Source organism: Saccharothrix texasensis (assembly GCF_003752005.1).
Lineage (GTDB): Bacteria > Actinomycetota > Actinomycetes > Mycobacteriales > Pseudonocardiaceae > Actinosynnema > Actinosynnema texasense.
In genome coordinates this window covers 4,827,597-4,851,718 of sequence record NZ_RJKM01000001.1, presented here as the reverse complement: position 1 = coordinate 4,851,718, position 24,122 = coordinate 4,827,597, and the positions used below count along the sequence as shown (strand labels likewise).

Sequence of the window (24,122 nt, the reverse complement as noted above, 5' to 3'; positions counted from 1 at the left end):
GTCGGCGAGCCTGCCCGTGCGTGTGCCGGCGTGCCGTGCGGTGAGGCGGCGTGCCGTGCGGTGTGGCGGCGTGTGTGCGGTGGAGCCTCGGCGCGGTGCCGGTGATCAGACCTGGGCTTCGGCCGCGGCCTGGTCCAGTGCTCCGGCGAAGTCCGCCAACGCGGCGGGGGAGGACGAGCGCACGAACGTCGAGCCCGGCCCGAACCAGCGCTCCCACACCTGTCGCACCACCTCGGGCGTGATGGTGACGCCCTGACCGAGCAGCGCGGCGAACGAATCGGCTTCCGGCCCGTACTCGTCGGCCGGCGCCCCGAGGGCGAGCAGCCCTTCCGGATCCCACCTGCTCACGACGTCGAGAACGCGGGCGCGAAGCAGCGCACGGGGACGAGCGGCACGTGGCACCGCCCCAGTCTCGGGCGCGAGGGGCTGCCGAGCCAAGCGGACACTCCAGTTCTGCGCGCGGGTCGAAACCCCTGACGGTCTTCCCGCTCTCAAGGCAAGCGGGCCGCGGACACCGAAGACCGCTCCCGGCCGGCCCGCGACGCCGGCCGGGAGTTGCCCGCGACCACCGTCAGCAGCCAGGCCACCAGCACCGCGAAGAACGCGCCCACGGTGTTGTTGATGAAGTCCTGCGCCTCGCACACCCCGATCGCGGTCAAGGCCTGGACGAACTCCACGGCCCCGCTGAACGCCGCCGCCACGCCGAGCACGGCGAACGGCCGCCGCGTGGCCAGGGTGGCGAAGAACGCGAACGGCGCCAGCATCACCAGGTTCAGCCGCGCCAACGACCCGGCCAGCGAGAACTCGTTGGCCACGCACATCCCGATCGGGTCGGTGGTCGCGACCGAGAACGAGCCGCCCGGCCGCGCCAGGGTCACCGCCAGGGCCAGCGCCAACCCGAACCCGGCCAGCACCGCGGGCAGCGCCGCCCACCCCCGCCGCCGCGCCACCACGAACCCGACCGTGCCCAGGAACACCGACCCCGCGAACAACGCCGCCACCGCCTCCGGCCGGCTCAACACCAGCTCGGCGATGTACGCGTCCTGCCGTGCACTCATGCCTTACAAGACGCACGAGTTCCACACGGGTGGCTTAGAGCAGCCTTAGAACCGGGCACCGCAGCACGCGACCGACGTCCCCAGACGCTCGAACACGGCGACCACCGGCCGGTCCGCCGGCACCCCGTCCCACCACCCGTCGTCCGTGACGGACGTGTGCACCAGCCGGTAGTCCCCGGCCGGCACGTCCAGCAGCCGCGCCCGCGCGTCCAGCCCGCACGCCAGGCGCAGCACGGTCGCGGACGGGTGCCGGGACAGGAAGTCGGCGGTCCAGTCGTCCAGCAGCTCGCGCGCATGGCGACACCCGCCGCCGTCGACGCGGTGATGCCGGTCCGGGCGAAGTCGTACTCGATGCGCGACACGGCGTCGAGCGCCGCCGCGTCGCCGCTAGCCCTCCAACCGCCACAACGGCGACACGGGACCGACCCCGCCGCCCAACGGGTACGCGGCGGCCACCGAGCGGACGATGAAGTCCTTGCCGAACCGCACCGCCGTCGGCACGTCCGCACCCCGCGCGAGCTGCGAAGAGATCGCCGAGGCGAGCGTGTCCCCGCTGCCGTGCGTGTGCTTCACGTCGTAGCGCGGCCCGAGCAGCTCGATGAACTCCGCGCCGTCGTACAGCACGTCGAGGCACTCCGGGTCGTCCCACAGGTGCCCGCCCTTGACCAGCACCCACTCCGGTCCCATCGCGTGCAGCGCCTCGGCCGCCTTGCGCTGGTCGGCACGGCTGCGCACCTCGATGCCGGTGAGCAGCCGCACCTCGTCCAGGTTCGGCGTCACCAGCGTCGCCCTGGGGAACAGCAGCGTCCGCAGCGCCTGCAGCGCGTCGTCGGCCAGCAACTGCTGCCCGTGCATCGACGCCGCCACCGGGTCCACCACGAACGGGCCGACGGGCACCCGGTCCACGGCCGCCGCGACCGCCTCGATGATCGCCGCCGACGCCAGCATCCCGGTCTTCGCCGCGTCCACCCCGATGTCGGTGGCGACCGCCTCGATCTGGGCGGCCACCACCTCCGGCGGTATCTCGGTGTACCCGGTGACACCCAGCGAGTTCTGCACGGTCACCGCCGTGACCGCCGTCATCCCGTGCACACCGCACGCGAACAACGTCCGCAGGTCGGCCTGCAGTCCCGCACCACCGCCGGAGTCGGACCCGGCGATGGTGAGGACCCTGGGCGGGGTGACGGCCATCAGCGCACGCTCCATCAATCGACCACCGGCAGGTACACCTTGGCGCCGTGGTCGGCGAACTCGCCCGACTTCTCCGACATGCCCGCCTCGATCGCCTCCACAGTGGACAGACCGCGTTCCTCCGCGTACCGCCGCACGTCCTGCGTGATCTTCATCGAGCAGAACTTCGGCCCGCACATCGAGCAGAAGTGCGCCGTCTTCGCGGGCGCCGCGGGCAGCGTCTCGTCGTGGTAGGACCGCGCCGTGTCCGGGTCCAGCGACAGGTTGAACTGGTCCTCCCACCGGAACTCGAACCGCGCCTTCGACAGCGCGTCGTCCCAGTCCTGCACGCCCGGGTGGCCCTTGGCCAGGTCCGCGGAGTGCGCCGCGATCTTGTACGTGATCACACCGGTCTTCACGTCGTCCCGGTTCGGCAGGCCGAGGTGCTCCTTCGGCGTGACGTAGCACAGCATCGCCGTGCCCAGCCAGCCGATCTGCGCCGCCCCGATCGCCGACGTGATGTGGTCGTAGGCGGGCGCGATGTCCGTGGCCAGCGGCCCGAGGGTGTAGAACGGCGCCTCGCCGCACCACTCCTCCTCCAACCGCACGTTCTCCGCGATCTTGTGCATCGGCACGTGACCCGGGCCCTCGATCATCACCTGCACGTCGTGCGACCGGGCGATGTGCGTCAACTCGCCCAACGTCCGCAGCTCCGCGAACTGCGCCTCGTCGTTGGCGTCCGCGATCGACCCCGGCCGCAGCCCGTCACCCAGCGAGAACGTCACGTCGTAGGCGCGCAGGATCTCGCACAGCTCCTCGAAGTGCGTGTAGAGGAAGCTCTCCTTGTGGTGCGCCAGGCACCACGCGGCCATGATCGACCCGCCGCGCGAGACGATGCCCGTCACCCGCTTCGCGGTCAGCGGCACGTACCGCAGCAGCACGCCCGCGTGCACCGTCATGTAGTCGACGCCCTGCTCGGCCTGCTCGACCACCGTGTCGCGGTAGACCTCCCACGACAGCTTCGCCGGGTCGCCGTCCACCTTCTCCAGCGCCTGGTAGATCGGCACCGTGCCGATCGGCACCGGCGAGTTCCGCATGATCCACTCGCGGGTCGCGTGGATGCGCTTGCCCGTGGACAGGTCCATGATCGTGTCGGCGCCCCACCGCGACGCCCACACCATCTTCTCCACCTCCTCCTCGATCGAGGAGGTCACGGCCGAGTTGCCGATGTTCGCGTTGATCTTCACCAGGAACTTCTTGCCGATGATCATCGGCTCGGCCTCGGGGTGGTTGCGGTTGAGCGGGATGACCGCCCGGCCGATCGCCACCTCGTCCCGGACGAACTCCGGGCTCATGCTCTCGCGGGCCGCCACGAACCGCATCTCCGGCGTGATGATCCCCGCCTTGGCGTACGCCAGCTGGGTCACCGCCCCGTCGACCGGCTCACGCCGGGCGACCCAGTCCGCGCGCAGCTCGGGAAGTCCACTGTGGACGTCGATGGTCGCGTTGTCGTCGGTATACGGACCGGAAGTGTCGTACAGGTCGACGTGCTCGCCGTTGGTCAGCTCCACCCTGCGGAACGGGACCCGCACACCCTCGTCCACCTCGCGGTAGACCTTGTGCGAACCCGAGATGGGCCCCGTGGTGACGCTGGGCTTCACCGAACGGTCGTCAAGTGCCGTCACGACATTCCTCCCTACGCCGGCATTACCCGGTCAGGTTCAGGCGGTCGGCGGCGCCGGAGCCTCGCGCTCCAGCCGCCCTCTCAGCCCGCTGTGGCGCGAGCTCCCGCGTGTGTTGAGTTGTCGGTGCGTGTCGAGCCACCGACCTGACCATAACCAGGGCCCGGTCCGGATGCCAAGGTGCGGATGCCAAGCGTCACCGTTTGCGCGTACCTTTCTCCGCGTGGCTGATCACCGGCCGTTCCCGCCCGGCGCCCGGCGCGTGGCCCGCCCCGCCGCCGTCTCGCCCTGCCCGTCGTGCGGCGACCTGGCCGGTCGCGGCTACCCGGCGTGCCGGTTCTGCGCGGAGCTCGTCGACCAGTACTGGCTGCAGGACTGGCAGGTGCTGCTCGCCGCCGAACAGCTCGCCGAGGGCGGCGCGGGTGAGCGCGAACTCGCCGAGCTCGTGCTCGCCGACGAGGTCGGCAGGCACCCGTGGACCTGCACCGACTGGGCGATGACCCTGCTCGCGTGCAGCCAGTGCGGCGAGGAGCTGGCCACCGGGCCCGCCGACTGCGTCCGCTGCGCGATGGCCGACGGCCTGCGCTGGTCGTGGGACCACGCCGGGTACCCGCGCGCCATCGACGCGGGCGAGCACGCGTTGCGCGTGGCCAGGGCGACGTTGCGCGCACCGCACCGGTCCCGGGTCGCGATCGTCGGCGTCTGGCGGCTGCTGCTGCCGTTCCTGCTGGTGGGGGAGCTGCCGACGGTCGGCCAGGTGCGTCGCATCCGGGCCGCCGTGCTCGCCGGCGCGTACGCCGACCTGGCCCGCTGCGCCACGCACGTCGAGCTCGCGTCGTTCCCGGAACTGCCCTGGCGCCGTCCCGAACGCCCGCCGCGCGCCGACCACCAGGCGAAGGCCCACCGCGACCAGCACGCCACCGCGGACCCGGTCCCGGACGCGCCGAACCCCGGTCCGGGCCCGGGCGAACCGGCCGCTGACCCGGTCTAGGACGCCGGTCAGGTCGCGGACACCCGGCTTCGGGTCGGCCAGGTTCACCAAGCGCGCCAACCTGACCTGACCTGCGAGGACACTCCTCTTCGGTACTTCGCGGGCCACCCACGTTCGTCGCCCGTTCGAGTGATCGTGGAAGAGTCATGTACCGAAACGCCGTTATCGCCATCCTGAAACGTCGGTTGAAACAACGAGGACCGCCCCTCAACCCCCGCCCCGACCCACCACCCACCCGCGACCACCGCCGCCCCCGTCGCCCGCACCCGCCGGTCGAGCGGAGCCCGCACCCGGCCCGAGCCGGCCGACCACACGCCCCCGGCCGCCCACCCCAACTACGCTCACCCCGTGATCACGCTGACCGCCCGCCTGTCCCCCTCGGCCCTGGACACCCGCCGCGGCGTGGTCCGCCTGCACCCGGAGGTGCTCGACGCGCTGGGCCTGCGCGCGTGGGACGCGGTGCGCCTGACCGGTGCCCGGGTGAGCGCCGCCCTGGCCGCCGCGACCTCCGGCGACGACCCGCCCGGCGTGGTGCTCGTGGACGACGTCACGCTGTCGAACCTCGGCGTGGTGGAAGGCGCGGAGATCGTGGTGGCCCCGGTGGACGTCACCGCCGCACGTTCGGTCACCGTCGCCGGATCGCGGTTGGCCAGCACGTCGCTCACCCCCGAAACCCTGCGCATGGCGCTGACCGGCAAGGTGCTGACCGTCGGCGACGCCGTCTCCCTGCTCCCGCAGGACCTCGCCCCGCCGCCCGGCTCGGACGTGAGCGCCACCCGGCGCAAGCTGTCCAACGCCATCGGCATGACGTGGACCAACGAACTGCTCACCATCACCTCCGCCGACCCGGCCGGGCCGGTGGCCGTGCAGCCGTCGACGGTGGTCGGCTGGCGTGACGGCGCGCGCACGGGTGACGCGCCCGCGGTCGTGGCGGGAAGCGGCGCGACGGTCGGCGTGACCGGCACGACGGGCACGACGGGCACGACCGCGGGCGTGACCGCGACGACCGGCGCGGGTTCGGGCCCGGCGGAGGTCGAGGTCGTGACGCCCGCCGTGCCGGTGGCGGACCTCGTCGGGCAGCAGGAGGCCGCGAAGCGGTTGGCCGAGTGGTTCGACCTGACGTTCAGCCACCCGGAGCTGCTCGCCCGCCTCGGTGCCGCGGCCCGGCTGGCGGCGCTGGTCAGCGGGCCCGAAGGCGTCGGCAAGGCGACGTTCGTGCGGGCCGTCGCACAAGGCGCCGGCGCCACGGTGGTCGAAGTCGCCGCACCCAGCATCGCCGTGCTGGAGGCGAACGCGGCGGCGCAGCGGGTCGCCGACGCGCTCAGCCGCGCCGGGTCGCGGGCCCCGGCGGTGCTGGTGCTGACCGACGTCGAGGCGTTGCTGCCCGCCGCCTCGGCCCCGCCCGTCGCGACCGTCGTGCTGGACGCGTTGCGCGCCCGCCCCGACGGGGTCGCGCTCGTCGTCACCAGCGCGCACCCGGAGGCGATCGACCCCCGGCTGAGGGTCCCCGAGCTGGTCGACCGGGAACTCGTGCTGCCGCTGCCCGACGGCAAGGCGCGCACCGAGCTGCTGCGGGTCCTGCTGCGCGACGTGCCCGTCGAGTCCGATGTGGACCTCGGCGCGATCGCCGACCGGACGCCCGGCTTCGTCGCGGCGGACCTGGTGGCGATGCGGCGTGAAGCGGCACTCCGGGCCGCGCTGCGACAGCGGGACGCGGACGAGCCGCGCGTCGGGCAGGCCGACCTGCTGGGAGCGCTGGAGACCGTCCGACCGATCTCCATGTCCACTTCGGACACCCTGCGCACCGGTGGGCTCACGTTGGCCGACGTCGGCGACATGACCGAGGTCAAGCAGGCCCTCACCGAAGCCGCGCTCTGGCCGTTGCAGTACCCCGACTCCTTCGCCCGGCTGGGTGTCGCGCCACCTCGCGGCCTCCTCCTCTACGGGCCGCCCGGGTGCGGCAAGACGTTCCTGGTGCGGGCGCTGGCGGGTACCGGCCGGTTGAACGTGCTGTCGGTCAAGGGCGCCGAGCTGATGGACAAGTTCGTCGGCGAGTCCGAACGCGCGGTCCGCGAGTTGTTCCGCCGCGCGGCCGAGGCGGCCCCCGCGATGGTGTTCCTGGACGAGGTGGACGCGCTCGCGCCCCGCCGCGGCCAGTCCTCCGACTCGGGCGTGTCGGACCGGGTGGTCGCGGCCCTGCTCACCGAGCTGGACGGGGTCGAGCCGCTGCGCGACGTCATCGTGCTCGGCGCGACGAACCGGCCCGAACTGGTCGACCCCGCGCTGCTGCGGCCTGGACGGTTGGAACGACTCGTCTACGTGCCGCCGCCGGACGCCGAGGCGCGCGCCGAGATCCTGCGGGCGTCGTCGCGGAACACGCCGCTGGGGTCGGACGTGGACCTGGACGCGTTGGCCGAGGAGCTGGACGGGTACTCGGCGGCGGACTGCGCGGCGTTGATCCGCGAGGCCGCGTTGACCGCGATGCGCGAGTCGCTGTCGGCGGCGGAGGTGACGGGCGCCCACCTGGCGTCGGCGCGCGAAGCGGTCCGGCCGTCGTTGGACCCGGCCCAGCTCGAAGCCCTCGCCGCCTACGCCAGGTCACGCGAACGCTAGACGCGGCCCAGGGTCTGTCCGGGCGGCCTGTCCGGTTGTTCGGGGGACCTGTCCGGCGAGGGTGTGGAGCTAGCTGGACACCTTGCCGGACGGGCCCCGGTAGTCGTTGGTGACGATGACGATGATGCCGGGCTGCGCGGCCTGGATGCCGTCGAACCGGGGTTCCACGCGGGCGTTGAGGAGCTGGGCCAGCTCGCGGGCCGAGGCTTCCTCGTCCGTGCCGGGGCGGAAGTAGACCGTGGTGGTCCAGATCGTGCCCTGGGAGTAGTTGCCCTTCTCGGCGACCTGCCAGCCGGCGCGCTCCACCTCGTCCGACGCGCGTTTGGCCAGGCCCTGGGTGGTGCTGTTGTTGTAGATGCGCACCGGCACCTTGGGCGCCGTGGCCACGGGCGGCGGCGGGGTGTCCGTGGTGGTCGGGCCGCCGGGAACGGCGGTCGTCGTGGGCGCGGACGTGCCGGCGGGCGGCGACGTCTCCGACGGCGGCGGGCTGGTGGTGGTCGGCTCGGTGGGCGCGGCCGAGGTCGCGGAGCCGTCCGGCGTGCCAGAGGTCGCCGAGGGCGGGGACGACTGGGCCGCGGGCGGGTTGTCGTCCGGGTCGCCGGTGAACAGGCTGACCAGGCCGACGACCAGGGCGATCACGGCCACGCCGAGCAGCGCGTAACCCGCGGCGCGGGCCGGGTGCGCGGGACCCGTCGACTGTTCCGGGTTCGTCATCGGCGCTCGACGCCCAGCCGCTTCGCCGCGCGGGCGCGTTGCCTGCCGGAACGGGACCGGCGCAATCTCTTGATCAACATCGGATCGGCGGCCAACGCCTCTTCCTTCTCGATCAACGCGTTGAGCAGCTGGTAGTAGCGCGTCGCGGACATGTCGAACAGCTCCTTGACGGCCTGTTCCTTCGCACCCGCGTACTTCCACCACTGGCGTTCGAAGGCCAGGATCTCGCGCTCCCGGTCGTTCAAACCGTCGTCCGGCCCCTCCGCCGGCGCCAGTGCCTCTGCGGCGTCCATCTGGCTCCTCAGCCGTGTCCCGTGCGTGGGTGCCATTACATCACGTGATCTTGGTGGTGGGTCGCTCATCGGTCGGCGCGTCCGATCCGACCCGCCGTTAGGCTGCACGCCATGGCAGTTCACCCGATCCGGATCGCCGGAGAACCCGTGCTCCACAACCCGACCCGCCCGGTCGAGGTGTTCGACGAGTCGCTGCGGACGTTGATCGACGACATGCACGAGACGATGACGGCGGCGCACGGAGTCGGCCTGGCGGCCAACCAGATCGGGATCGACCTGCGGTTGTTCGTCTACGACTGCCCGGACGACGAGGGTGTGCGGCACCGGGGTGTGGTGGTGAACCCGACGTTGGAGACGTCGGACGTGCCGCTGGGGATGCCGGACCCGGACGACGACTTCGAGGGCTGCCTGTCCGCGCCGGGGGAGACGTACCCGACGGGCCGGGCGTCGTGGGCGAAGGTGACCGGGTTCGACGGCGAGGGCAAGCCGGTCGAGGTCGAGGGCACCGGGTTCTTCGCGCGGTGCCTGCAGCACGAGACCGATCACCTCGACGGGATCATCTACCTGGACCGGCTGGTGGGGCGGCACAAGCGCGCGGCGAAGAAGATGATCAAGGCCAACGGCTGGGGCGTGCCCGGGCTGTCGTGGGATCCGGCGACTTCGGAGGACCCGTTCGCGGACGACGACGACTAGCGCGGGTTGGCGGTTGGAGAGTACGGCTCGATGTGACATGGGGCCCTTACGGGCGCTCCAGGCCGGCCGAAGCCGGCAGGCCGGGCGGGGTACAGCGTCCCGCCGGGCCTGCCGGCTTCGTCCGGCCTGAAGCACCCGAACCCAGGTCACATCGGGCCTTGGTGGTGTGCTGCGGGGCCGTTGTGGTGCGGTGGGGGCAGCGGCGTGGGGCGGGTCAGGGGCGGTCGTGTCGGCGCAGGCCGAGCTGTCGCCAGCCCCGGCGCTTGCCCGGCCTCGCCTGACCGTTCGTCTCCGCCGCCACCTGCGTCGGGTCGACCGCCCGCCGGGGCCGTCGCACGGCGCGCATCGCGGCGCCGGCCACGCGACCGCCCAGCGGTTGCCGCAAGCCCAGCCGCCGCGCGGCGACGCCGTGGGCCCGCTTGATCGCCCGCCGGTCCGCCGCCGGCACCGACCACGCCTCCGGGTGCTTCGACAGCCACCGGTACCGGCGCACCGAGTACGGCAGGTGCGCGAGGTACACCAGCATCGCCGCGATCAGCGCCACCAGCGGGAACGTGATCACGGCCGCCGCCAGCAGGCCGACCAGCACCAGCAACGGCGCGGCGTAGCGCGGCGGGACCTTGATGGTCTTCACCGACAGCGTCGGGATCCGGCTCACCAGCAGCAGCGCGATGCCCACGGTCCACACGGCCACGACCGCCTGGCTGGACCACCAGCCGGGCCGGCCGAGCTGCTCGTCCAGGATCAGCGGCAGCAGCAGCAGCAACCCGCCCGCCGGGGCGGGCACGCCGACGAAGAACTCCTTCGCGAACGGCGGCTGCTCCACCTCCAGCAGCGTGTTGAACCGCGCCAGCCGCAGCACCATGCACACCGCGAAGATCAACGCGACGACCCAGCCCTCACGGCCCGGGTCGAACCTCCACACGTAGATCACCAACGCGGGCGCGACGCCGAACGAGATCGCGTCCGCCAGCGAGTCCAGCTCCGCGCCCATCTTGCTGGTCGCGTCGAGCAGCCGGGCGATCCGCCCGTCCAACCCGTCGAACACGGCCGCCGCCGCGATCGAGCCGATCGCCGCCCCGTACATCCCGATGATCGCGAAGTGCACGGCCGACAGCCCCGCGCACATCGCGAGGACCGTGATGGCGTTCGGCAGCAGCCTGATCCCCGGCCCACTGGGAGCCATCCGCTCAGCCCTCCGCGGGTAGCTCGGCGAGCACGGTCTCGCCGCCGATCGTGCGCTGCCCGGCCTCCACCAGCACGCGGCTGCCGGTCGGCACGTACAGGTCGACCCGCGAGCCGAACCGGATCAGGCCGTAGGTCTGCCCGACCGCCACCTTGTCGCCCTCGGCGACCTCGCACACGATGCGCCGCGCCACGAGCCCGGCGATCTGCACGACCACCACGTCGTGCCCGCCTGGGGTGGTCAGCCACACCGTGTTGCGCTCGTTGTCCTCGCTGGCCTTGTCCAGGTCGGCGCTCAGGAACTTGCCCGGCCGGTACGACACCTGGCGCACCAGGCCCGGCACGGGCACGCGCTGCACGTGCACGTCGAACACCGACAGGAACACGCTGATCCGGGTCATGGGCGTGGCGCCGAGGCCGAGCTCGACCGGCGGCACGGCCTCGACCACGTGCGACACCGTGCCGTCGGCGGGCGCGACCGCCAAGCCGGGTCGGGTGGGCGTGGTCCGCTTGGGTTCGCGGAAGAACCACGCGACCCACGCGGTCAGCAGGCCGCCGACGACGCCGGCGCGCTTGGAGTACCGGCGCAGCAGCAGCGTCGCGACTGCGGCGCCCGCCACGAAGGGACGGCCCGCGGGGTGCATCGGGGGGACGATCCCCCGGGCGAGCTCGAGGAAGTGGGAGACGGCACCACTGTGCTTGTCGCGATCGACGGTCATGGCTCTTCCGTGTCAGGGCAGTGCTTCCGGCCCGCCACACGCTACGCGGCTCCGCCGGCCCGCGTCCGGCCCGCCCGTGCGTCCCCCGACGAAACGCACGGACCGGCCGAAACTTCGATCACCCCCAGTGTAATCCCCGTCACACGTGTGATCAATAGCGCAGCGTCAGATCGACATCACTCTCCGTGTAGGAGGCGCACTGCCACCTCGGTGCCGGCCGCGAGTTCCGTGACCTCCTCCGGCACCTCGATCAGGCAGTTGCTGACCGCCAGCGCCGACAGCAGGTGCGAACCCGGCCCGCCGACCGGCGTCACCACGCGCCCCGACGCCGGGTCGTACGCGCCGCGCCGGAACTGGGTCCGCCCCGCCGGCGACGTGATCGGCGCGCTCAACCGGGCCGCCGCCGTCGGCCGCTCCACCCGCGAGAACCCCATCGCAGCCCGCAGCGCCGGCCGCACGAACACCTCGAACGACACCTGCGCGCTCACCGGGTTCCCGGGCAGCGTCGCCACCGCCACCCCCTGGTAGCGGCCCGCGCCCTGCGGCCCGCCCGGCTGCATCGCGACCTTCGTGAACTCCACGCCGCGCCCGGTGAACGCGTCCTTCACCACCTCGTACGCCCCCGCGCTCACGCCACCGGACGTGAGCAGCAGGTCCACCGACGCCAACCGCGGCGCGATCGCCGCGTGGAACCGCTCGACGTCGTCCGGCACGAACCGCAGCAGCTCCGCCTCGCCGCCGGCCTCGCGCACCGCGGCGGCCAGCATCACGCCGTTCGACTCGTAGATCTGCCCCGGCTCCAACGGCACACCGGGCCCCACCAGCTCCGACCCCGTCGACAGCACCAGCACCCGCGGCCTGCGCCGCACCGGCAGCGAACCGAAGCCCAGCGCCGCCGCCAACCCCAACTGCGCCGGACCGAGCGCCACGCCCGCGCGCAGCACCGTCGTGCCGACGGCCACGTCGTCCGCCATCCGCCGCACGTTCTGCCCCGCCACCACCGGCCGGTCGACCCGCACCACCGCCGTGCCGCCGTCGGTCCACTCCACCTGCACCACCGCGTCCGCGCCCACCGGCACCGGCGCGCCCGTCATGATCCGGTGCGCGGTGCCCGCCGCCAGCGGCGCCGACGCCGCCCGCCCCGCCGGGATGTCCTCCACCACCGGCAGCCGCACCGGGACCGACGCCAGGTCCGCCGCGCGGACCGCGTAGCCGTCCATCGCCGAGTTGTCGAACGGCGGCAACGGCACCGTCGCCACCAGGTCCTCGGCGAGCACCAGGCCGAGGCAGTCCGCCACCGGCGACTCGACCACCGGCATCGCCCCGACCAGCCCGGCGACGTGGGCCTTGTGATCAGCGACTCGGGTCAGCGTGTCAGACACGCGCCCCATCCTGCCGTGCCCGTGGCAGACTGCTCCGACCGGCTGATCACGACAGGGGGAAAGTTGCAGGTCCGGACCCGCCACACCCCCACGTTCGGGGTGGCCCGACTCGTCCTGGCACCCGGTGAGCCGGTGGTGGTCGAGCGCTCCTCCGTGCTCGCGACCAGCTACGGCGTCACCGTCGACGGCCGCACCAAGTCACCCGGCGTCAGCGCCGCGCTGTGCACCGCCGGCCCCGAAGGCGGCTGGGTGGACGTCGCGCCGCCCCTGCCCGGCGACCTGCACGTGCTCGAGCTCGACGCCACGACCGGCTGGTGCGTCTCCCGCGACAGCTGGCTCGCCTGCGCCGCCACCGCCCACCTCGACCCGTCCGCGCCGCCCGTGCGCGCGCTGCACGGCGGCGACCAGGGTTTCCTCACCTACGCGTTCGGCACCGGGTCGGTCGTGCTCAGCTGCTACGGCACGCTCGACGTGGTCACCCTCGACCCCGGCGAGCTGGTCACCCTGGCCGGCGGCCACGTGGTCGCGTTCGCCGACACCGTGCAGTGCCGGCTGCGCGCCGTTTCCCCCGGCGCGCCCCAATCCGTGCGGAATGGCGAAGGGCTCGTCCTCGACTTCGCCGGACCCGGTCTCGTGCTCACCCGGACCCGCAGCCCGCGCGGACTCGTCAGTTGGTTGCGCGACAACGGATTCAGCGCACGCTCATGACTCCATAAGGAGGTATCGGCGAACCCCCTCGTGCCTCTAGCGTGGCGGTTTGCTCAGGGTATTTCTCGAAGGAGGACGTCTTGGCTGTCGGCACGGTCAAGTGGTTCAACTCGGAGAAGGGCTACGGATTCATCGCGGCCGACGGCGGGCCCGATGTGTTCGTGCACTACTCGGCGATCCAGATGGAAGGCTTCCGGACGCTGGCCGAGGGCGACCGCGTGGAGTTCGAGATCCAGGCGGGGCGCGACGGCCGCAGCCAGGCATCGGACGTGCGGAAGGCGCCGTGACCTCCGCCCGGCCCGTCACCAGGCGGGTCGGGCGTCCTTCCTGAAACCGGTGCCGGGGTGGTCGCGGAGACGGCCGCCGAGGTCCTCGCCCGGGTCCGCCCGGTGGACCGTCCGCCCCATCTGCCGGGAACCCCGCGCAAGGCCCTGTACGCGGACGTTAGGCTCCGTCGCGTGTCGGAGGACCTGAGCGGGCGACGGCTGGGCCATTACCGGATCGACGGGGTGCTCGGCCGCGGTGGCATGAGCGTGACCTACAAGGCCACGGACGTCAGGCTCGGTCGCAAGGTCGCCCTGAAGGTCATCGGCGAGCACCTCACCGCGGATGCCGAGTTCCGGGAGCGGTTCGTCGACGAGGCGCGCAACACCTCGGCGATCGACCACGCCAACATCGTGCCGCTCTACGACTTCGACGAGGTCGACGGGCTGCTCTACATCGCCATGCGGCTGGTCGACGGGCAGGACCTCGCCAGCCACATCAAGGACGGCCCGCTCTCGCCCGCGCGCACCCTGACGCTGCTCGGCCAGGTCGCCGAAGCGCTCGACATGCTGCACGGCAAGGGCCTGGTCCACCTCGACGTGAAACCGGCCAACGTGCTGGTCACCGCCAAGGAAGCCGCGGGCGAGCACGTCTACCTCGCCGACTTCGGCCTCACCCGGCGCGGCGCCACCGGGCACCGCACCCGCACCGGCGACTTCCTCGGCTCACCCACCTACGCCGCGCCCGAGCACCTGCGCGGCGAACCCCTCGACGGCCGCACCGACCAGTACGCGCTCGCGTGCATGGTGTTCGCGTGCCTGTCCGGCCGGCCGCCGTTCCAGGGCAGCGTGCAGGACGTCATCCAGGGGCACCTCGGCGCGGAGATCCCGTCGCTGACCTCGATGGTGTCGCTGCCGCCCGCCATCGACGACGTGCTGCGCAAGGGCACCTCCAAGGACCCCAACCAGCGGTACGGCTCGTGCGTCGAGCTGGTCGCCGCCGCGCGGGTCGCGCTGTCGGCCGCCCCGCAAGGCGCGCCGCCGCCACGCCGCACGGACTCCGGCGTGGTGCCGATGGGCCCCCAGACCGGTGGCGTGCCCGTGTCGCAGCAGCCCGGCGGCCCCTACCGGCAGCAGCCCTACCAGCAGCAACAGCCCCCACCGGGATTCCTGCACGAGCCCGTGCGGCTGCGTCCGCCCGCGCAGGTCGGCGCGAGCGCGTTCACCACCACCGCCAAGTCGCGGCCGGCGTGGTTCGCGCCCGTGCTCGCGGGCGCGGTGGCGATCGTGCTCATCGTCATCCTCGTGGTGATCCTCACGCCGAAGGATGAACCTCCGCGCCAGGGCGGCACCGGCGGCAACGGCGGCACGAGCCAATCCATCGAGGTCGGAGGCACGACGAGCAAGAAACCGCTGCCGACCAGCGTGCCCGTTCGCACGTCCCGCTGACCAGCTCTTCTTGCACTCTCCTCCGTCGAGTGCTAAACACGGTGTTGGCACTCGGAACACCTGAGTGCCAACACGCAGGCTGGGACGGTGAGGCCCGTCCCCTCTTGGGGGCTGGTCGTCCGTCGCGGGCACCGAGCCTGGCCGAAGCACCGTGTTCCGCTGCGGGCGTGCGCCCGCAGTGGCCCCATTCGTAATCAGGCGGAGGAACACACCGCAATGGCCAAGATGATCGCGTTCGACGAGGATGCCCGCCGCGGTCTCGAGCGTGGCATGAACATTCTCGCCGACGCCGTCAAGGTGACGCTCGGCCCCAAGGGCCGCAACGTCGTGCTCGAGAAGAAGTGGGGCGCGCCGACCATCACCAACGACGGCGTCTCCATCGCCAAGGAGATCGAGCTCGAGGACCCGTGGGAGAAGATCGGGGCCGAGCTCGTCAAGGAAGTGGCGAAGAAGACCGACGACGTCGCGGGTGACGGCACCACGACCGCCACCGTGCTCGCCCAGGCTCTGGTCCGCGAGGGTCTGCGCAACGTGGCCGCGGGTGCGAACCCGCTCGGCCTCAAGCGCGGCATCGAGAAGGCCGTCGAGGCCGTGACCGAGCAGCTGCTGAAGACCGCCAAGGAGGTCGAGACCAAGGAGCAGATCGCCGCCACGGCGTCCATCTCCGCGGGCGACTCGACCATCGGCGAGCTCATCGCGGAGGCGATGGACAAGGTCGGCAAGGAAGGTGTCATCACCGTCGAGGAGAGCAACGCTCTCGGGCTCGAGCTCGAGCTCACCGAGGGCATGCGCTTCGACAAGGGTTACATCTCCGGTTACTTCGTGACCGACCCGGAGCGTCAGGAAGCGGTCCTCGAGGACCCGTACATCCTGCTCTACGGCTCGAAGATCTCGTCGGTGAAGGACCTGCTCCCGCTGCTGGAGAAGGTCATGCAGGGCGGCAAGCCGCTGCTGATCATCTCCGAGGACGTCGAGGGCGAGGCCCTGGCCACGCTGGTCGTCAACAAGATCCGCGGCACGTTCAAGTCCGTCGCCGTGAAGGCGCCCGGCTTCGGCGACCGCCGCAAGGCGATCCTCCAGGACATCGCGACCCTCACCGGTGGCCAGGTCATCACCGAGGACGTCGGCCTCAAGCTGGAGAACGCCGACCTGTCGCTGCTGGGCAAGGCGCGCAAGATCGTCGTGACCAAGGACGAGACCACGGTCGTCGAGGGCGCGGGTGACGCCGAGCAGATCCAGGGCCGCGTCAACCAGATCCGCGCGGAGATCGAGAAGTCGGACTCCGACTACGACCGCGAGAAGCTGCAGGAGCGCCTGGCGAAGCTCGCCGGCGGTGTCGCGGTCATCAAGGCCGGCGCCGCCACCGAGGTGGAGCTCAAGGAGCGCAAGCACCGCATCGAGGACGCCGTTCGCAACGCGAAGGCCGCCGTCGAGGAGGGCATCGTCGCCGGTGGTGGCGTCGCGCTGCTCCAGGCCGCCGAGATCGCGTTCCAGGGCCTGAACCTCGAAGGTGACGAGGCGACCGGCGCGAACATCGTCAAGGTGGCCGTCGAGGCGCCGCTGAAGCAGATCGCCGTCAACGCCGGCCTCGAGGGCGGTGTCGTCGTGGAGAAGGTCAAGGGCCTGCCCGTCGGCCACGGCCTCAACGCCGCGACCGGCGTGTACGAGGACCTGCTGGCGGCCGGCGTGCCGGACCCGACGAAGGTCACGCGCTCGGCGCTGCAGAACGCCGCGTCGATCGCCGCCCTGTTCCTCACCACGGAGGCCGTGGTGGCGGACAAGCCGGAGAAGGCGGGCGCTGCCCCGGCCGTCCCGGACGCCGGCGGCATGGACTTCTGATCGACCAGGTCACCTGACCGAGGTCTGATCGGCTGAAGTCACGAAGGGCCCGGCTCGCCTCTGGCGACCCGGGCCCTTCGCTGTACCCAGGGTTGGGATGCGGCGCTGCGCGGTGGACGCGGCGGGGCGGGACGGTGGCGGGCGGGCGGGTGGGCCGGGGCGATGGTGGCGCGGGCCGGGAACCGCCGACCAGCAGGTTCGTACCGCCGGGTCACACCATCGGGTGAGATCGACCCGAAAATGTACGGAAACACCGTTACCGTCCCTCGGTTAAACCAGACCGAACCCCGAACCACCCCACCTGCCCAGCCAGACCAGCCAGACCAGCCAGCCCACCGGCCCCACCGCCCCGCCCGATCCCGACCGCTCCACCCCACGCCCCTTGGCTCACGCCCCCTGGCCCAGGCCACCCCGCCACCTGCCGACCCCGACCCGCCACCCACCGCCTGCCGACTCCGACCGCCACCCCGCCCTCGACCCCGACCCGCCCGACCGGACCACCCGACACCCTGACCCGACCACCCGGCTCAGACCCCGCCCCCCGCCCCGCTCCGGCCCCGCTCCGGCCCCGGACCGGCTCCGGCCCCGGACCGGCTCAGCCCGCGGATCTCATCCGCTGCCGCCGAAGCTGCCACCCGGCTTGCCGCGCGCGGGCGTGGCGAAGCGTTGATCGGATTGTGGATCGCGCCGGTGAATGGTGAATTGCGTCGGCTGCGCGGGCATTGGTCGGCGCGTGCGACGGAAGACCGGGATCTCGCCGAGCCTGACCGGGCCTGACGGAGCCTGACCGGGCTGTTTGTGCGTCGTCACCGAGCGCGAATTCGCTGCGCAATCGCTTGCGGTTGGTGATGTGGGGGTGGGGGTTTGGTGTTCGGAAGAGGACGGATTCACTCGGTCGTATTGGGTGGTGGTTGCGGAAAGTTCAGGCTCCGAAACACACGAATGGGCGACGTAGGGGGTCTGCGGCAATGGCTTCGGCGAGGGCGTGGGAGGCCGGTTTGCCGTCCGCCAGCAGTTTGTGGAACGTCCCCATGGTCATCGCGGCGGCGCGGTCGCCCACCTGGTTGACCGCGGCCACGACGGTGTGCGAGCCGCCGGCCAGCAGGGCTCCCGCGAAGCCCAGCGCCTCGTCGCCCGGCCGGATGTGGCTCAGCGCCAGCGAGCACGCCGCGAGGATCACTTGTTCGGGTGTGGTGCGGAGGCGGGCGGCTTCGTGGGCGAACAGCGGGCCGTCGGCCAGTTCCAGGCGCGAGAACAGGGCGTTGTCGGCGACGTGCTCGCCGTGCGCCGCGATGTGCGCCAAGCGGGCGCCGTCCAACGCGGCCAGTACGTCACCCACCGCTTCCGCCATCACCGCATCGGGGTAGGTGCCGTGCAGGGCGCTCACCTCGCCGACCACCTCGGGGAGGTCCGGCCCGGCGACCAGGACGACCCGGCTCGCCGCGGTCCGCGCCGCGGCCGCGTTCAGCCACGCGGTCGCCGAAGGGGCGACCACGATCGGGCGGCCGTGCAGCGACGGCAGGGTGTTCCAGGGCACCGCGTACAGGTCGCCGGTCGGCACGACGACCAGCTCGCGCCCGCCGATCAACCCGGCCAACGGCCCGAACAGCACCTCGTCCAACCGCTCCGCCCGCCGCGCCGCCGACGCCGCCACCGACGCGGCCAGCAGCGGCGGCAGGTGGTCCGGTCCCAGCACGTCGACGTCGGCGTGCAACTGCCGCGCCGACTCGAACACCTGCGCCGCACGTCCCAGCCGCACGAGCGTCGCCTCACCGGCCACCAGCGCCACGGCCGACAGCACGTCGCCGTGCGTCACGAAGCTGATCATCGCCCGGTCGCCCAGAGCGGCGCGCACGTCGGCCACCCCGCACACCGGTCGCGGCCGGCCCCACACGCTCGTGTGCCACCCGAGCCGGGCCACCTCGCGCTGCAACGCGTCCAGCCGGCCCTCCAGCTCCGCCACGGGCCGGCCGTCCAACCGCGCCTGCTGCACCGCCCGCGACAACGACCGGGACTGCGCCACCCGCCGCGCCAGCACCGGGTCGTCGATCGCCGGCAACGGCTCGTACCGGTACACCTGCGCCCGCGTCCGCTCCAGCCAGACGAACGTCGCCTCGGCGTCACCGTCGTGCTCCAGCACCAGCCCGACGGCGAGCTCCCCCAGCTCACGACCGTGCACGGCGGTGCCGCAGAGCAGGTCCAGACCACCCATCCGATCGCGGACGCGGCCGAGCTCGGCCAGGCCCTCCTCCGCTTCGCGCAGCGCCAGCCCCGGCTCGCCGACGGCCACGGCCAGCTCGGCGCGGCACAGCCGCAGCAGCATCCGGTGGTCGATCGGGGTGATGGGGCCCGGCGCGGGCACCTGGTTCAGCAGCGTGCGCGCGGCCCGGGTGTCGCCGCGCCGGATCGCCATCCGCACGGCGAGGAGCCGGGCGACGGAGGCCTCGTCGGTCAGCCCGACCGCGGTCAACCGCTCGGCCAGCCGGGTCGCGCGGGCCGGGGTCACCCGCGCCGAGGCACCCGCCGCGCGGATCGAGGTCGGGGACGGGACGACGGCGCCCGGCGGGGGCGGGGGAACGGTGGCGGGGCCGGTGGGGGAGGGGGGTGGTTCGGCGGTGGCCGAGGCGAACTCGGCCCGCATGCGCATCAGCGCCGCCAGTTCGGCCCACGACTTGCTGCCACGGCGGCGGAAGCGGCGTTGGGCCTGGTCGGCCAGTTGGCGCGCGGTGGTCGGGTCGCCTTGCAGCAGGGCCGCGGCGGCGCGGGCCAGTTCGGCTTCCGCCAGGTCCTGGCCGACGCGCCGGCGGCGCAGCACGACCAGCGCCTCGTCCAGGTGCCCGGCCGCCTCGTCGGCCAGCCCCGCCGCCAGCATCACGCGCGCCCGGTCGATCTGGGTCCGCGCCACCAGGTCCGGCGCGAGCAGCCGGAACGCCCGCTCGGCCTGCTCGTGGAACGCCAGCGCCCGGGGCACGTCACCCGTCAGGTGGGCGATGTCGCCGAGGTTCCCCAGCGCTTTCGCCTTCAGCAGCGGCAGGTCCTCGGCCTCGGCCAGCTCGATGGCGCGGCGCGCGTCCCGCTCCGCCGCCTCCGGCAAGCCGAACGCGATGTTGGTCAACCCGCGGTTCATCAGCGCGGTCGACAGGGTCGCCGCCCCGACGTCGCCGGCCGCCCACCCGGCCTCCAACTGGCGCACCGACTCGTCGTAGAGCGCGAGGGCCTCGGCGGTCCGGCCGGCCCGGTGGAGGATCAAGGCCTCCTGGTCCTTCACGATCGCCCGCAGGCCGACCGCGCCCGGCCCCTCGGGCAGCCCGGCGATCAGCTCGGCGGCCGTCCGCAGGCGCGCCAGGCCGTCCTCGACCGAGTCCGTCTCCGCCTCGCCGTAGGACAGGGTGATCAGGATCCGGATGCGGACCGTGGTCGCTTCGACGCCCGGTGACGTCACCGGCAGTGCACGCAGCGCCCGGCGCAGGAGCGTCACCGCCTCCGCCGGACGTCCGGCCGACGCCGCCCGGAACGCCTTCTTGTGCAGGTCAGCCGCCACTTCGACACCGCTCGAAGTGGGGGAGGAGACCGGCAGGGCAGCACGAGACACGGACACGTCCTTAATGCCAGCACACAGAACGTGTCCGAGAAGCCGTCTTGTGGAGGCTATCCGTGAGCCGAACGGGTTACTCTCCGTGAGTGCACGATCGGTCGACCCATCGTGACGCCGCCCCGCGGTCGTCTGGCGGAACCGTTCCCTACAACATGATCGTCGGTGTCACGACCGTGCGCCCCGGCTCGCCGCGCGAGTTCACCAGGTGCACCACGATCTGCGTGGTGCCGGCGGGCACGTCGGACAGCACGAACCGGCCACCGTCGTCGGCTTTGGTGGTGCTCGACTCGTGCTCGGCCACCCGCACCTCGACGGTGTGCTCACCCGCGGGCACGAGCCAGCCGTCGATGCGGTGCCGGGCGCCGATGGACGTGAAGTTCACCATCAGCGTCAGGTTGTCCACCGTGAACGTGATGGTGCCGGGGCTGCCGCCGCGCACGCCCGCGAACGAGCCGGCGCGTTCCCAGCGGGCGACCTCGACGTCCAGGTTCTCCAGTGCCACCGCGAACTGGATGCGTTCGACGAGCCCCGGTGGGGGCGCGTCCAACTCGTACACCAGGCGGTTCAGTTCAGTGAGGACAGCGGTGTCCTCTTGGCCTCTGCGGTCATCGCGCGGGTCGATGTCGTTCACCGCGATCCTCCTTCCGCGTCGAGATGTGCGCGCAACGTGGTCAGGCACCGACCCCGGGTGGGGCCGATGCTGCCGCGCGGCATGGACAGTGCCTCGGCGACCGCGCGGTACTCCGCCCGGCCGGCCAGCACGGTGAGCCGCAGAAGTTCCTGGCACTTCTGCGACAGGCGGCCGAAGGCCCGCCAGAGCCGGTAGTCCCGGTCGTCGACCAGGGCGGCGTCCTCGGGCAGGCCGTACTCGCTCTCCAGTTGATCCGCCAGCTCGTCGCTCAGCGCCGCTTCACGGCGAGCCGGTGTCCAGGTCCGTTGGGCCTCGCGGCGCGTCGCGACGACGAGCCACCCGGCCAGCGCGCGCGGCTCGACCAGCCGGTCGAGGTGTCGCAGCAGCGCGAGCCAGACCGTCTGCACCACGTCCTCCGCGGTGCTGCGGTCCAGCCCGTGTCCTCGGGCGACGTGCCACACCAGTGGCGTCAGGTCGGCGACCAGCACGTCCAGGGCCCTGCGGTCCCCGTCGCGGGCAGCGACGACACAGGCCGCGTGCCGGTCCGTCCCGTCGAGACCCTCCCACGGTGGGCGCTCACCGGCAGTGCGCAGTTCTCCCACGTCGTCACCTCCTTCTCGGCGTCCCCCAGCCGAAGCTGATCGTCACACACCTTCGCCGTCACCGGCGCGGCGGCGGTCCGCGATGCCCCCCTCGCACCGCGGACCGCCTCCCCCCATTGCGGGCGACCTCCGATCGGCACCCCTCGAAGCCGACCGACTGCCACCCTTCCTCCCCCAGAGGTCTAGCTACCCGCCACCGGTGCGGTGTCGAGGGCCACCGGCGCGCTGTGCGTCTGGTGGTGGCCCTGCGGCGTCGCCGGTGGCACGTCGTGCAGGTCGTCCTTCGGGTCGAGCCCGTCGACCGACTCCTCGTCGCCCGCGAACTGCTTCTCCAGCTCTGCGGGGTCCAGCTCGTCGACGCCAGGCGGATTGGCGGTCATTCGGCCTCCTCAGTCGGGGTTGAGGACCGGTCATCAGATAAGGAGTGAGTAGTTCTACGGGAGATACACCCGGCCGCTTTAACAGTTCACTGACGACGCCCCCGCCCCCGTGCGGGCTATGGTCCAGACCATGCTTGAGGTCATCGCACTGGACGCCACCGACGCCGAGGCCGCGCAGGCCGGCGGCGCGCACCGGCTGGAACTCACCGTCGACATGGCCGCGGACGGGCTGACGCCGCCGGTCCCCGTGCTGCGGGACGTGCTCTCCGCGACCGACCTGCCGGTCCGGGTCATGCTGCGCGACGCGCCGGGGTTCGCGCCCGGCGACCTGGACGGGCTGCGGCGGGACGCGGCGGCGTTGCGCGAGGCGGGCGCGTCGGAGTTCGTGCTCGGCTTCCTCGACGGGGACGCGTGGGTGGACGAGGCGGCGTGCGCGGCGCTGGTGGCCGAGCTGGACGGTTGCGCGTGGACGTTCCACCGGGCGCTGGACAACTCGGCGGACCCCGAGGCGGCGTGGACCGTCGTCGGTGGACTGGGCTGCGACACCGTGCTCGCGGCGGGCAGCGCGCGCGGGGTCGCCGACGGCTTCGGCGTGCTGGAGCGGTTGGCCGCGCGGCAGGGGTCGGTGCGGCTGCTGGTCGGCGGCGGGCTGAAGGCCGAGCACGTCGCGCCGCTGAAGGCCCTCGGCGTCACGGGGTTCCACGTCGGCGGCGCGGTGCGGCCAGGCGGATGGGACGCCCCGGTGTCCGCCGACGCCGTCCGGACCTGGGCGAATCTGGTCTAGACCGCTTGCCGATGCGGACATTAGCATCGCCGTTGCTTCCCGTGAAATAGCCGTTGCACATCACGCAACGCGGGACACACCTGAAGGGTGGGCGAGATGCGGTTCGCAGTAGCAGCGGTCGTGGGCGCCGTCGTGCTGGCCGGGTGCGCCCCGGTCCAGTCCGGCTCGGCGCCGACCGGCGGCGACGATCAGACGGGACAGGTGAGGGTCTGGCTGTTCGACGAGGTCAACCGGGGCCCGAAGGAGGCGGTCGTCGAGGAGGCGGTCACCGCGTTCGAGCAGGCGCACCAAGGCGTCACGGTCGACGTCCAGTACATCCAGGTGCAGACCCGCGCCGAGCGGTTCAAGGCCGCGTTCAGCGACCCCGCGAGCGCGCCCGACGTCGCCGAGTTCGGCAACACCGACCTGGCCGGCTACGTCGCGGGCGGCGGGTTCGCCGAGCTCGACCTCGGCGGCTGGTCCGAGGCGAAGGACCTGCTGCCCGCCGTCCTCGACACCGGCGAAGTGGACGACAAGGTCTACGGCGTCCCCTGGTACGTCGGCGTGCGCGCGCTCTACTACCGCACCGACGTGTTCCAGGAGCTGAACCTCCAGCCACCGGCCACCCTGGACGAGATCGCGCCGCTGGCCAGGAAGATCCGCGCCGCCAAGCCGGACCTGCTCGGCATCTCCGCCGGCGGCAAGTACACCTACGGCGCGATGCCGTTCGTCTGGGCCAACGGCGGCGACATCGCCCGCAAGGACGGTGACCGGTACGTCGCCGCCATCGACAGCGCCGAGTCGAAGGCGGGGCTGCGCCAGTACACCGAGCTGATCGCCGACGACATCTGCCCGCCCGCCCAGTGCGCGGGCAACGGCGGCGACGCCAGCGTCGAGGCGTTCCGCGCGGGCAAGGCGGCGATGGTCGTGGGCGGCGACTTCAACCGCAAGTCGGTCGACGCCTCCAGCGCCGCCGGCAAGTACGCGGTCGTGCCGCTGCCGGGCAAGGAGGCCGGCGACATCGCGCCGGCGTTCGCGGGCGGCAACCTGCTCGGCGTGCTGAAGGGCAGCGCGCGCAAGACGCTGGCCAACGAGTTCGTGCGGCTGCTCGGCGGCAAGGAGTACCAGCGCAAGATGTTCGACGCGATGGGGAACCTGCCGACGTTCGGCGACGTGCAGGCCGAGGTGGCGAAGGCCAACCCGGTGCTGGAGCCGTTCATCGAGACCCTGGAGGCGGGCACGCGGTTCGTGCCGGTCACGCCGAACTGGGCCAAGATCGACGCCCAGGCCGTGCTGCCGACGCTGCTCCAGCAGGTCGCCGCCGGCGGCGAGGACCTCGACCGCGCGGCGAAGGACGCGGCCGACCAGATGAACGCCGCCTTCGACTCGTGA

Annotated in this window: 23 protein-coding genes; 9 read left to right on the top strand and 14 right to left on the bottom strand. The window is 72.6% G+C overall.

Going from position 1 to position 24,122, the window contains the following annotated elements; all coding sequences use genetic code 11:
* Positions 1-105: 105 nt before the first annotated feature.
* The 5 genes from EDD40_RS20845 to thiC form a co-directional block, all read right to left on the bottom strand.
* On the bottom strand, positions 106-348 hold the full coding sequence (locus EDD40_RS20845; protein ID WP_123744414.1) for a hypothetical protein: 243 nt from the start codon (positions 346-348) through the stop codon (positions 106-108).
* Between the two features lie 143 nt (positions 349-491).
* Positions 492-1,058, bottom strand: coding sequence for a VanZ family protein (locus EDD40_RS20840; protein WP_123744413.1), 567 nt, complete (start codon positions 1,056-1,058; stop codon positions 492-494).
* Between the two features lie 45 nt (positions 1,059-1,103).
* Positions 1,104-1,292, bottom strand: a complete 189-nt coding sequence (locus EDD40_RS20835) for a hypothetical protein (RefSeq protein ID WP_123744412.1) — start codon at positions 1,290-1,292, stop codon at positions 1,104-1,106.
* A gap of 153 nt (positions 1,293-1,445) precedes the next feature.
* Positions 1,446-2,249 carry a bifunctional hydroxymethylpyrimidine kinase/phosphomethylpyrimidine kinase gene (gene thiD / locus EDD40_RS20830; RefSeq protein ID WP_123748175.1) on the bottom strand — a complete coding sequence of 268 codons (804 nt, stop codon included), beginning with the start codon at positions 2,247-2,249 and terminating at the stop codon, positions 1,446-1,448.
* Positions 2,250-2,263: 14 nt separating this feature from the next.
* Positions 2,264-3,913 (bottom strand): phosphomethylpyrimidine synthase ThiC, encoded by a 1,650-nt coding sequence (gene thiC / locus EDD40_RS20825; RefSeq protein ID WP_123744411.1) that lies wholly within the window; start codon positions 3,911-3,913, stop codon positions 2,264-2,266.
* Between the two features lie 220 nt (positions 3,914-4,133).
* On the opposite strand from thiC, the gene EDD40_RS20820 reads away from it, so the two are divergent.
* Entirely contained in the window at positions 4,134-4,901 is a 768-nt protein-coding gene (locus EDD40_RS20820) for a hypothetical protein (protein ID WP_211348216.1), read from the top strand.
* A 348-nt stretch (positions 4,902-5,249) separates the two neighbouring features.
* Positions 5,250-7,514 (top strand): AAA family ATPase, encoded by a 2,265-nt coding sequence (locus tag EDD40_RS20815; RefSeq protein WP_123744410.1) that lies wholly within the window; start codon positions 5,250-5,252, stop codon positions 7,512-7,514.
* A 69-nt stretch (positions 7,515-7,583) separates the two neighbouring features.
* Here the strand turns inward: EDD40_RS20815 and EDD40_RS20810 are convergent, their stop codons facing one another.
* Together EDD40_RS20810 and EDD40_RS20805 are read right to left on the bottom strand one after the other, a co-directional pair.
* Positions 7,584-8,228, bottom strand: coding sequence for a LytR C-terminal domain-containing protein (locus EDD40_RS20810; protein ID WP_123744409.1), 645 nt, complete (start codon positions 8,226-8,228; stop codon positions 7,584-7,586).
* Positions 8,225-8,521, bottom strand: coding sequence for a DUF3263 domain-containing protein (locus EDD40_RS20805; RefSeq protein ID WP_053715184.1), 297 nt, complete (start codon positions 8,519-8,521; stop codon positions 8,225-8,227). The genes EDD40_RS20810 and EDD40_RS20805 overlap by 4 nt, the downstream gene beginning before the upstream one ends.
* Positions 8,522-8,632: 111 nt before the next feature.
* Between EDD40_RS20805 and EDD40_RS20800 the strand changes: the two genes are divergently transcribed.
* Positions 8,633-9,214 carry a peptide deformylase gene (locus tag EDD40_RS20800; protein ID WP_123744407.1) on the top strand — a complete coding sequence of 194 codons (582 nt, stop codon included), beginning with the start codon at positions 8,633-8,635 and terminating at the stop codon, positions 9,212-9,214.
* Between the two features lie 214 nt (positions 9,215-9,428).
* Here EDD40_RS20800 and pssA read toward each other — a convergent pair whose 3' ends face one another.
* The 3 genes from pssA to moeA form a co-directional block, all read right to left on the bottom strand.
* Entirely contained in the window at positions 9,429-10,400 is a 972-nt protein-coding gene (gene pssA, locus EDD40_RS20795) for a CDP-diacylglycerol--serine O-phosphatidyltransferase (RefSeq protein ID WP_123744406.1), read from the bottom strand.
* 4 nt (positions 10,401-10,404) lie between these two features.
* Entirely contained in the window at positions 10,405-11,118 is a 714-nt protein-coding gene (locus tag EDD40_RS20790; protein WP_123744405.1) for a phosphatidylserine decarboxylase, read from the bottom strand.
* Between the two features lie 176 nt (positions 11,119-11,294).
* On the bottom strand, positions 11,295-12,509 hold the full coding sequence (gene moeA / locus EDD40_RS20785) for a molybdopterin molybdotransferase MoeA (protein ID WP_123744404.1): 1,215 nt from the start codon (positions 12,507-12,509) through the stop codon (positions 11,295-11,297).
* A gap of 54 nt (positions 12,510-12,563) precedes the next feature.
* Between moeA and EDD40_RS20780 the strand changes: the two genes are divergently transcribed.
* From EDD40_RS20780 to groL, 4 genes are all read left to right on the top strand, one after another.
* Positions 12,564-13,208 (top strand): AIM24 family protein, encoded by a 645-nt coding sequence (locus EDD40_RS20780; RefSeq protein ID WP_123744403.1) that lies wholly within the window; start codon positions 12,564-12,566, stop codon positions 13,206-13,208.
* Positions 13,209-13,288: 80 nt separating this feature from the next.
* Positions 13,289-13,495: a cold-shock protein gene (locus EDD40_RS20775; RefSeq protein WP_033443686.1), complete on the top strand. Its 207-nt coding sequence runs from the start codon at positions 13,289-13,291 to the stop codon at positions 13,493-13,495.
* A 171-nt stretch (positions 13,496-13,666) separates the two neighbouring features.
* A complete protein-coding gene (locus EDD40_RS20765; protein WP_123744401.1) occupies positions 13,667-14,920 on the top strand; it encodes a serine/threonine-protein kinase in 1,254 nt (417 codons plus the stop codon).
* Between the two features lie 216 nt (positions 14,921-15,136).
* Complete coding sequence (gene groL / locus EDD40_RS20760; protein WP_123744400.1) at positions 15,137-16,759, top strand: chaperonin GroEL; 1,623 nt, start codon at positions 15,137-15,139, stop codon at positions 16,757-16,759.
* A gap of 922 nt (positions 16,760-17,681) precedes the next feature.
* On the opposite strand, the gene EDD40_RS20755 is transcribed toward groL, so the two are convergent.
* The 4 genes from EDD40_RS20755 to EDD40_RS20740 all read right to left on the bottom strand — a co-directional run bounded on the left by EDD40_RS20755 (position 17,682) and on the right by EDD40_RS20740 (position 21,967).
* Positions 17,682-20,300, bottom strand: a complete 2,619-nt coding sequence (locus EDD40_RS20755) for a CHAT domain-containing protein (protein ID WP_123744399.1) — start codon at positions 20,298-20,300, stop codon at positions 17,682-17,684.
* 199 nt (positions 20,301-20,499) lie between these two features.
* Entirely contained in the window at positions 20,500-20,922 is a 423-nt protein-coding gene (locus EDD40_RS20750; RefSeq protein ID WP_268997141.1) for a carboxypeptidase regulatory-like domain-containing protein, read from the bottom strand.
* 59 nt (positions 20,923-20,981) lie between these two features.
* On the bottom strand, positions 20,982-21,587 hold the full coding sequence (locus EDD40_RS20745; protein WP_123744397.1) for an RNA polymerase sigma factor: 606 nt from the start codon (positions 21,585-21,587) through the stop codon (positions 20,982-20,984).
* 182 nt (positions 21,588-21,769) lie between these two features.
* Positions 21,770-21,967, bottom strand: a complete 198-nt coding sequence (locus EDD40_RS20740) for a hypothetical protein (protein WP_123744396.1) — start codon at positions 21,965-21,967, stop codon at positions 21,770-21,772.
* Positions 21,968-22,097: 130 nt separating this feature from the next.
* Between EDD40_RS20740 and EDD40_RS20735 the strand changes: the two genes are divergently transcribed.
* On the top strand, positions 22,098-22,751 hold the full coding sequence (locus EDD40_RS20735; protein ID WP_236594634.1) for a copper homeostasis protein CutC: 654 nt from the start codon (positions 22,098-22,100) through the stop codon (positions 22,749-22,751).
* Positions 22,752-22,847: 96 nt separating this feature from the next.
* A complete protein-coding gene (locus tag EDD40_RS20730; RefSeq protein ID WP_123748173.1) occupies positions 22,848-24,122 on the top strand; it encodes an extracellular solute-binding protein in 1,275 nt (424 codons plus the stop codon).

Excerpts from the sequence above, each read along its gene's own strand:
- EDD40_RS20840 (WP_123744413.1), bottom strand. The coding sequence starts at position 1,058 with ATGAGTGCACGGCAGGACGCGTACATCGCCGAGCTGGTGTTGAGCCGG.
- thiD (WP_123748175.1), bottom strand. The coding sequence starts at position 2,249 with ATGGCCGTCACCCCGCCCAGGGTCCTCACCATCGCCGGGTCCGACTCC.
- EDD40_RS20810 (WP_123744409.1), bottom strand. The coding sequence starts at position 8,228 with ATGACGAACCCGGAACAGTCGACGGGTCCCGCGCACCCGGCCCGCGCC.
- EDD40_RS20805 (WP_053715184.1), bottom strand. The coding sequence starts at position 8,521 with ATGGACGCCGCAGAGGCACTGGCGCCGGCGGAGGGGCCGGACGACGGT.
- EDD40_RS20800 (WP_123744407.1), top strand. The coding sequence starts at position 8,633 with ATGGCAGTTCACCCGATCCGGATCGCCGGAGAACCCGTGCTCCACAAC.
- pssA (WP_123744406.1), bottom strand. The coding sequence starts at position 10,400 with ATGGCTCCCAGTGGGCCGGGGATCAGGCTGCTGCCGAACGCCATCACG.
- EDD40_RS20790 (WP_123744405.1), bottom strand. The coding sequence starts at position 11,118 with ATGACCGTCGATCGCGACAAGCACAGTGGTGCCGTCTCCCACTTCCTC.
- moeA (WP_123744404.1), bottom strand. The coding sequence starts at position 12,509 with ATGGGGCGCGTGTCTGACACGCTGACCCGAGTCGCTGATCACAAGGCC.
- groL (WP_123744400.1), top strand. The coding sequence starts at position 15,137 with ATGGCCAAGATGATCGCGTTCGACGAGGATGCCCGCCGCGGTCTCGAG.
- EDD40_RS20740 (WP_123744396.1), bottom strand. The coding sequence starts at position 21,967 with ATGACCGCCAATCCGCCTGGCGTCGACGAGCTGGACCCCGCAGAGCTG.
- EDD40_RS20735 (WP_236594634.1), top strand. The coding sequence starts at position 22,098 with ATGCTTGAGGTCATCGCACTGGACGCCACCGACGCCGAGGCCGCGCAG.
- EDD40_RS20730 (WP_123748173.1), top strand. The coding sequence starts at position 22,848 with ATGCGGTTCGCAGTAGCAGCGGTCGTGGGCGCCGTCGTGCTGGCCGGG.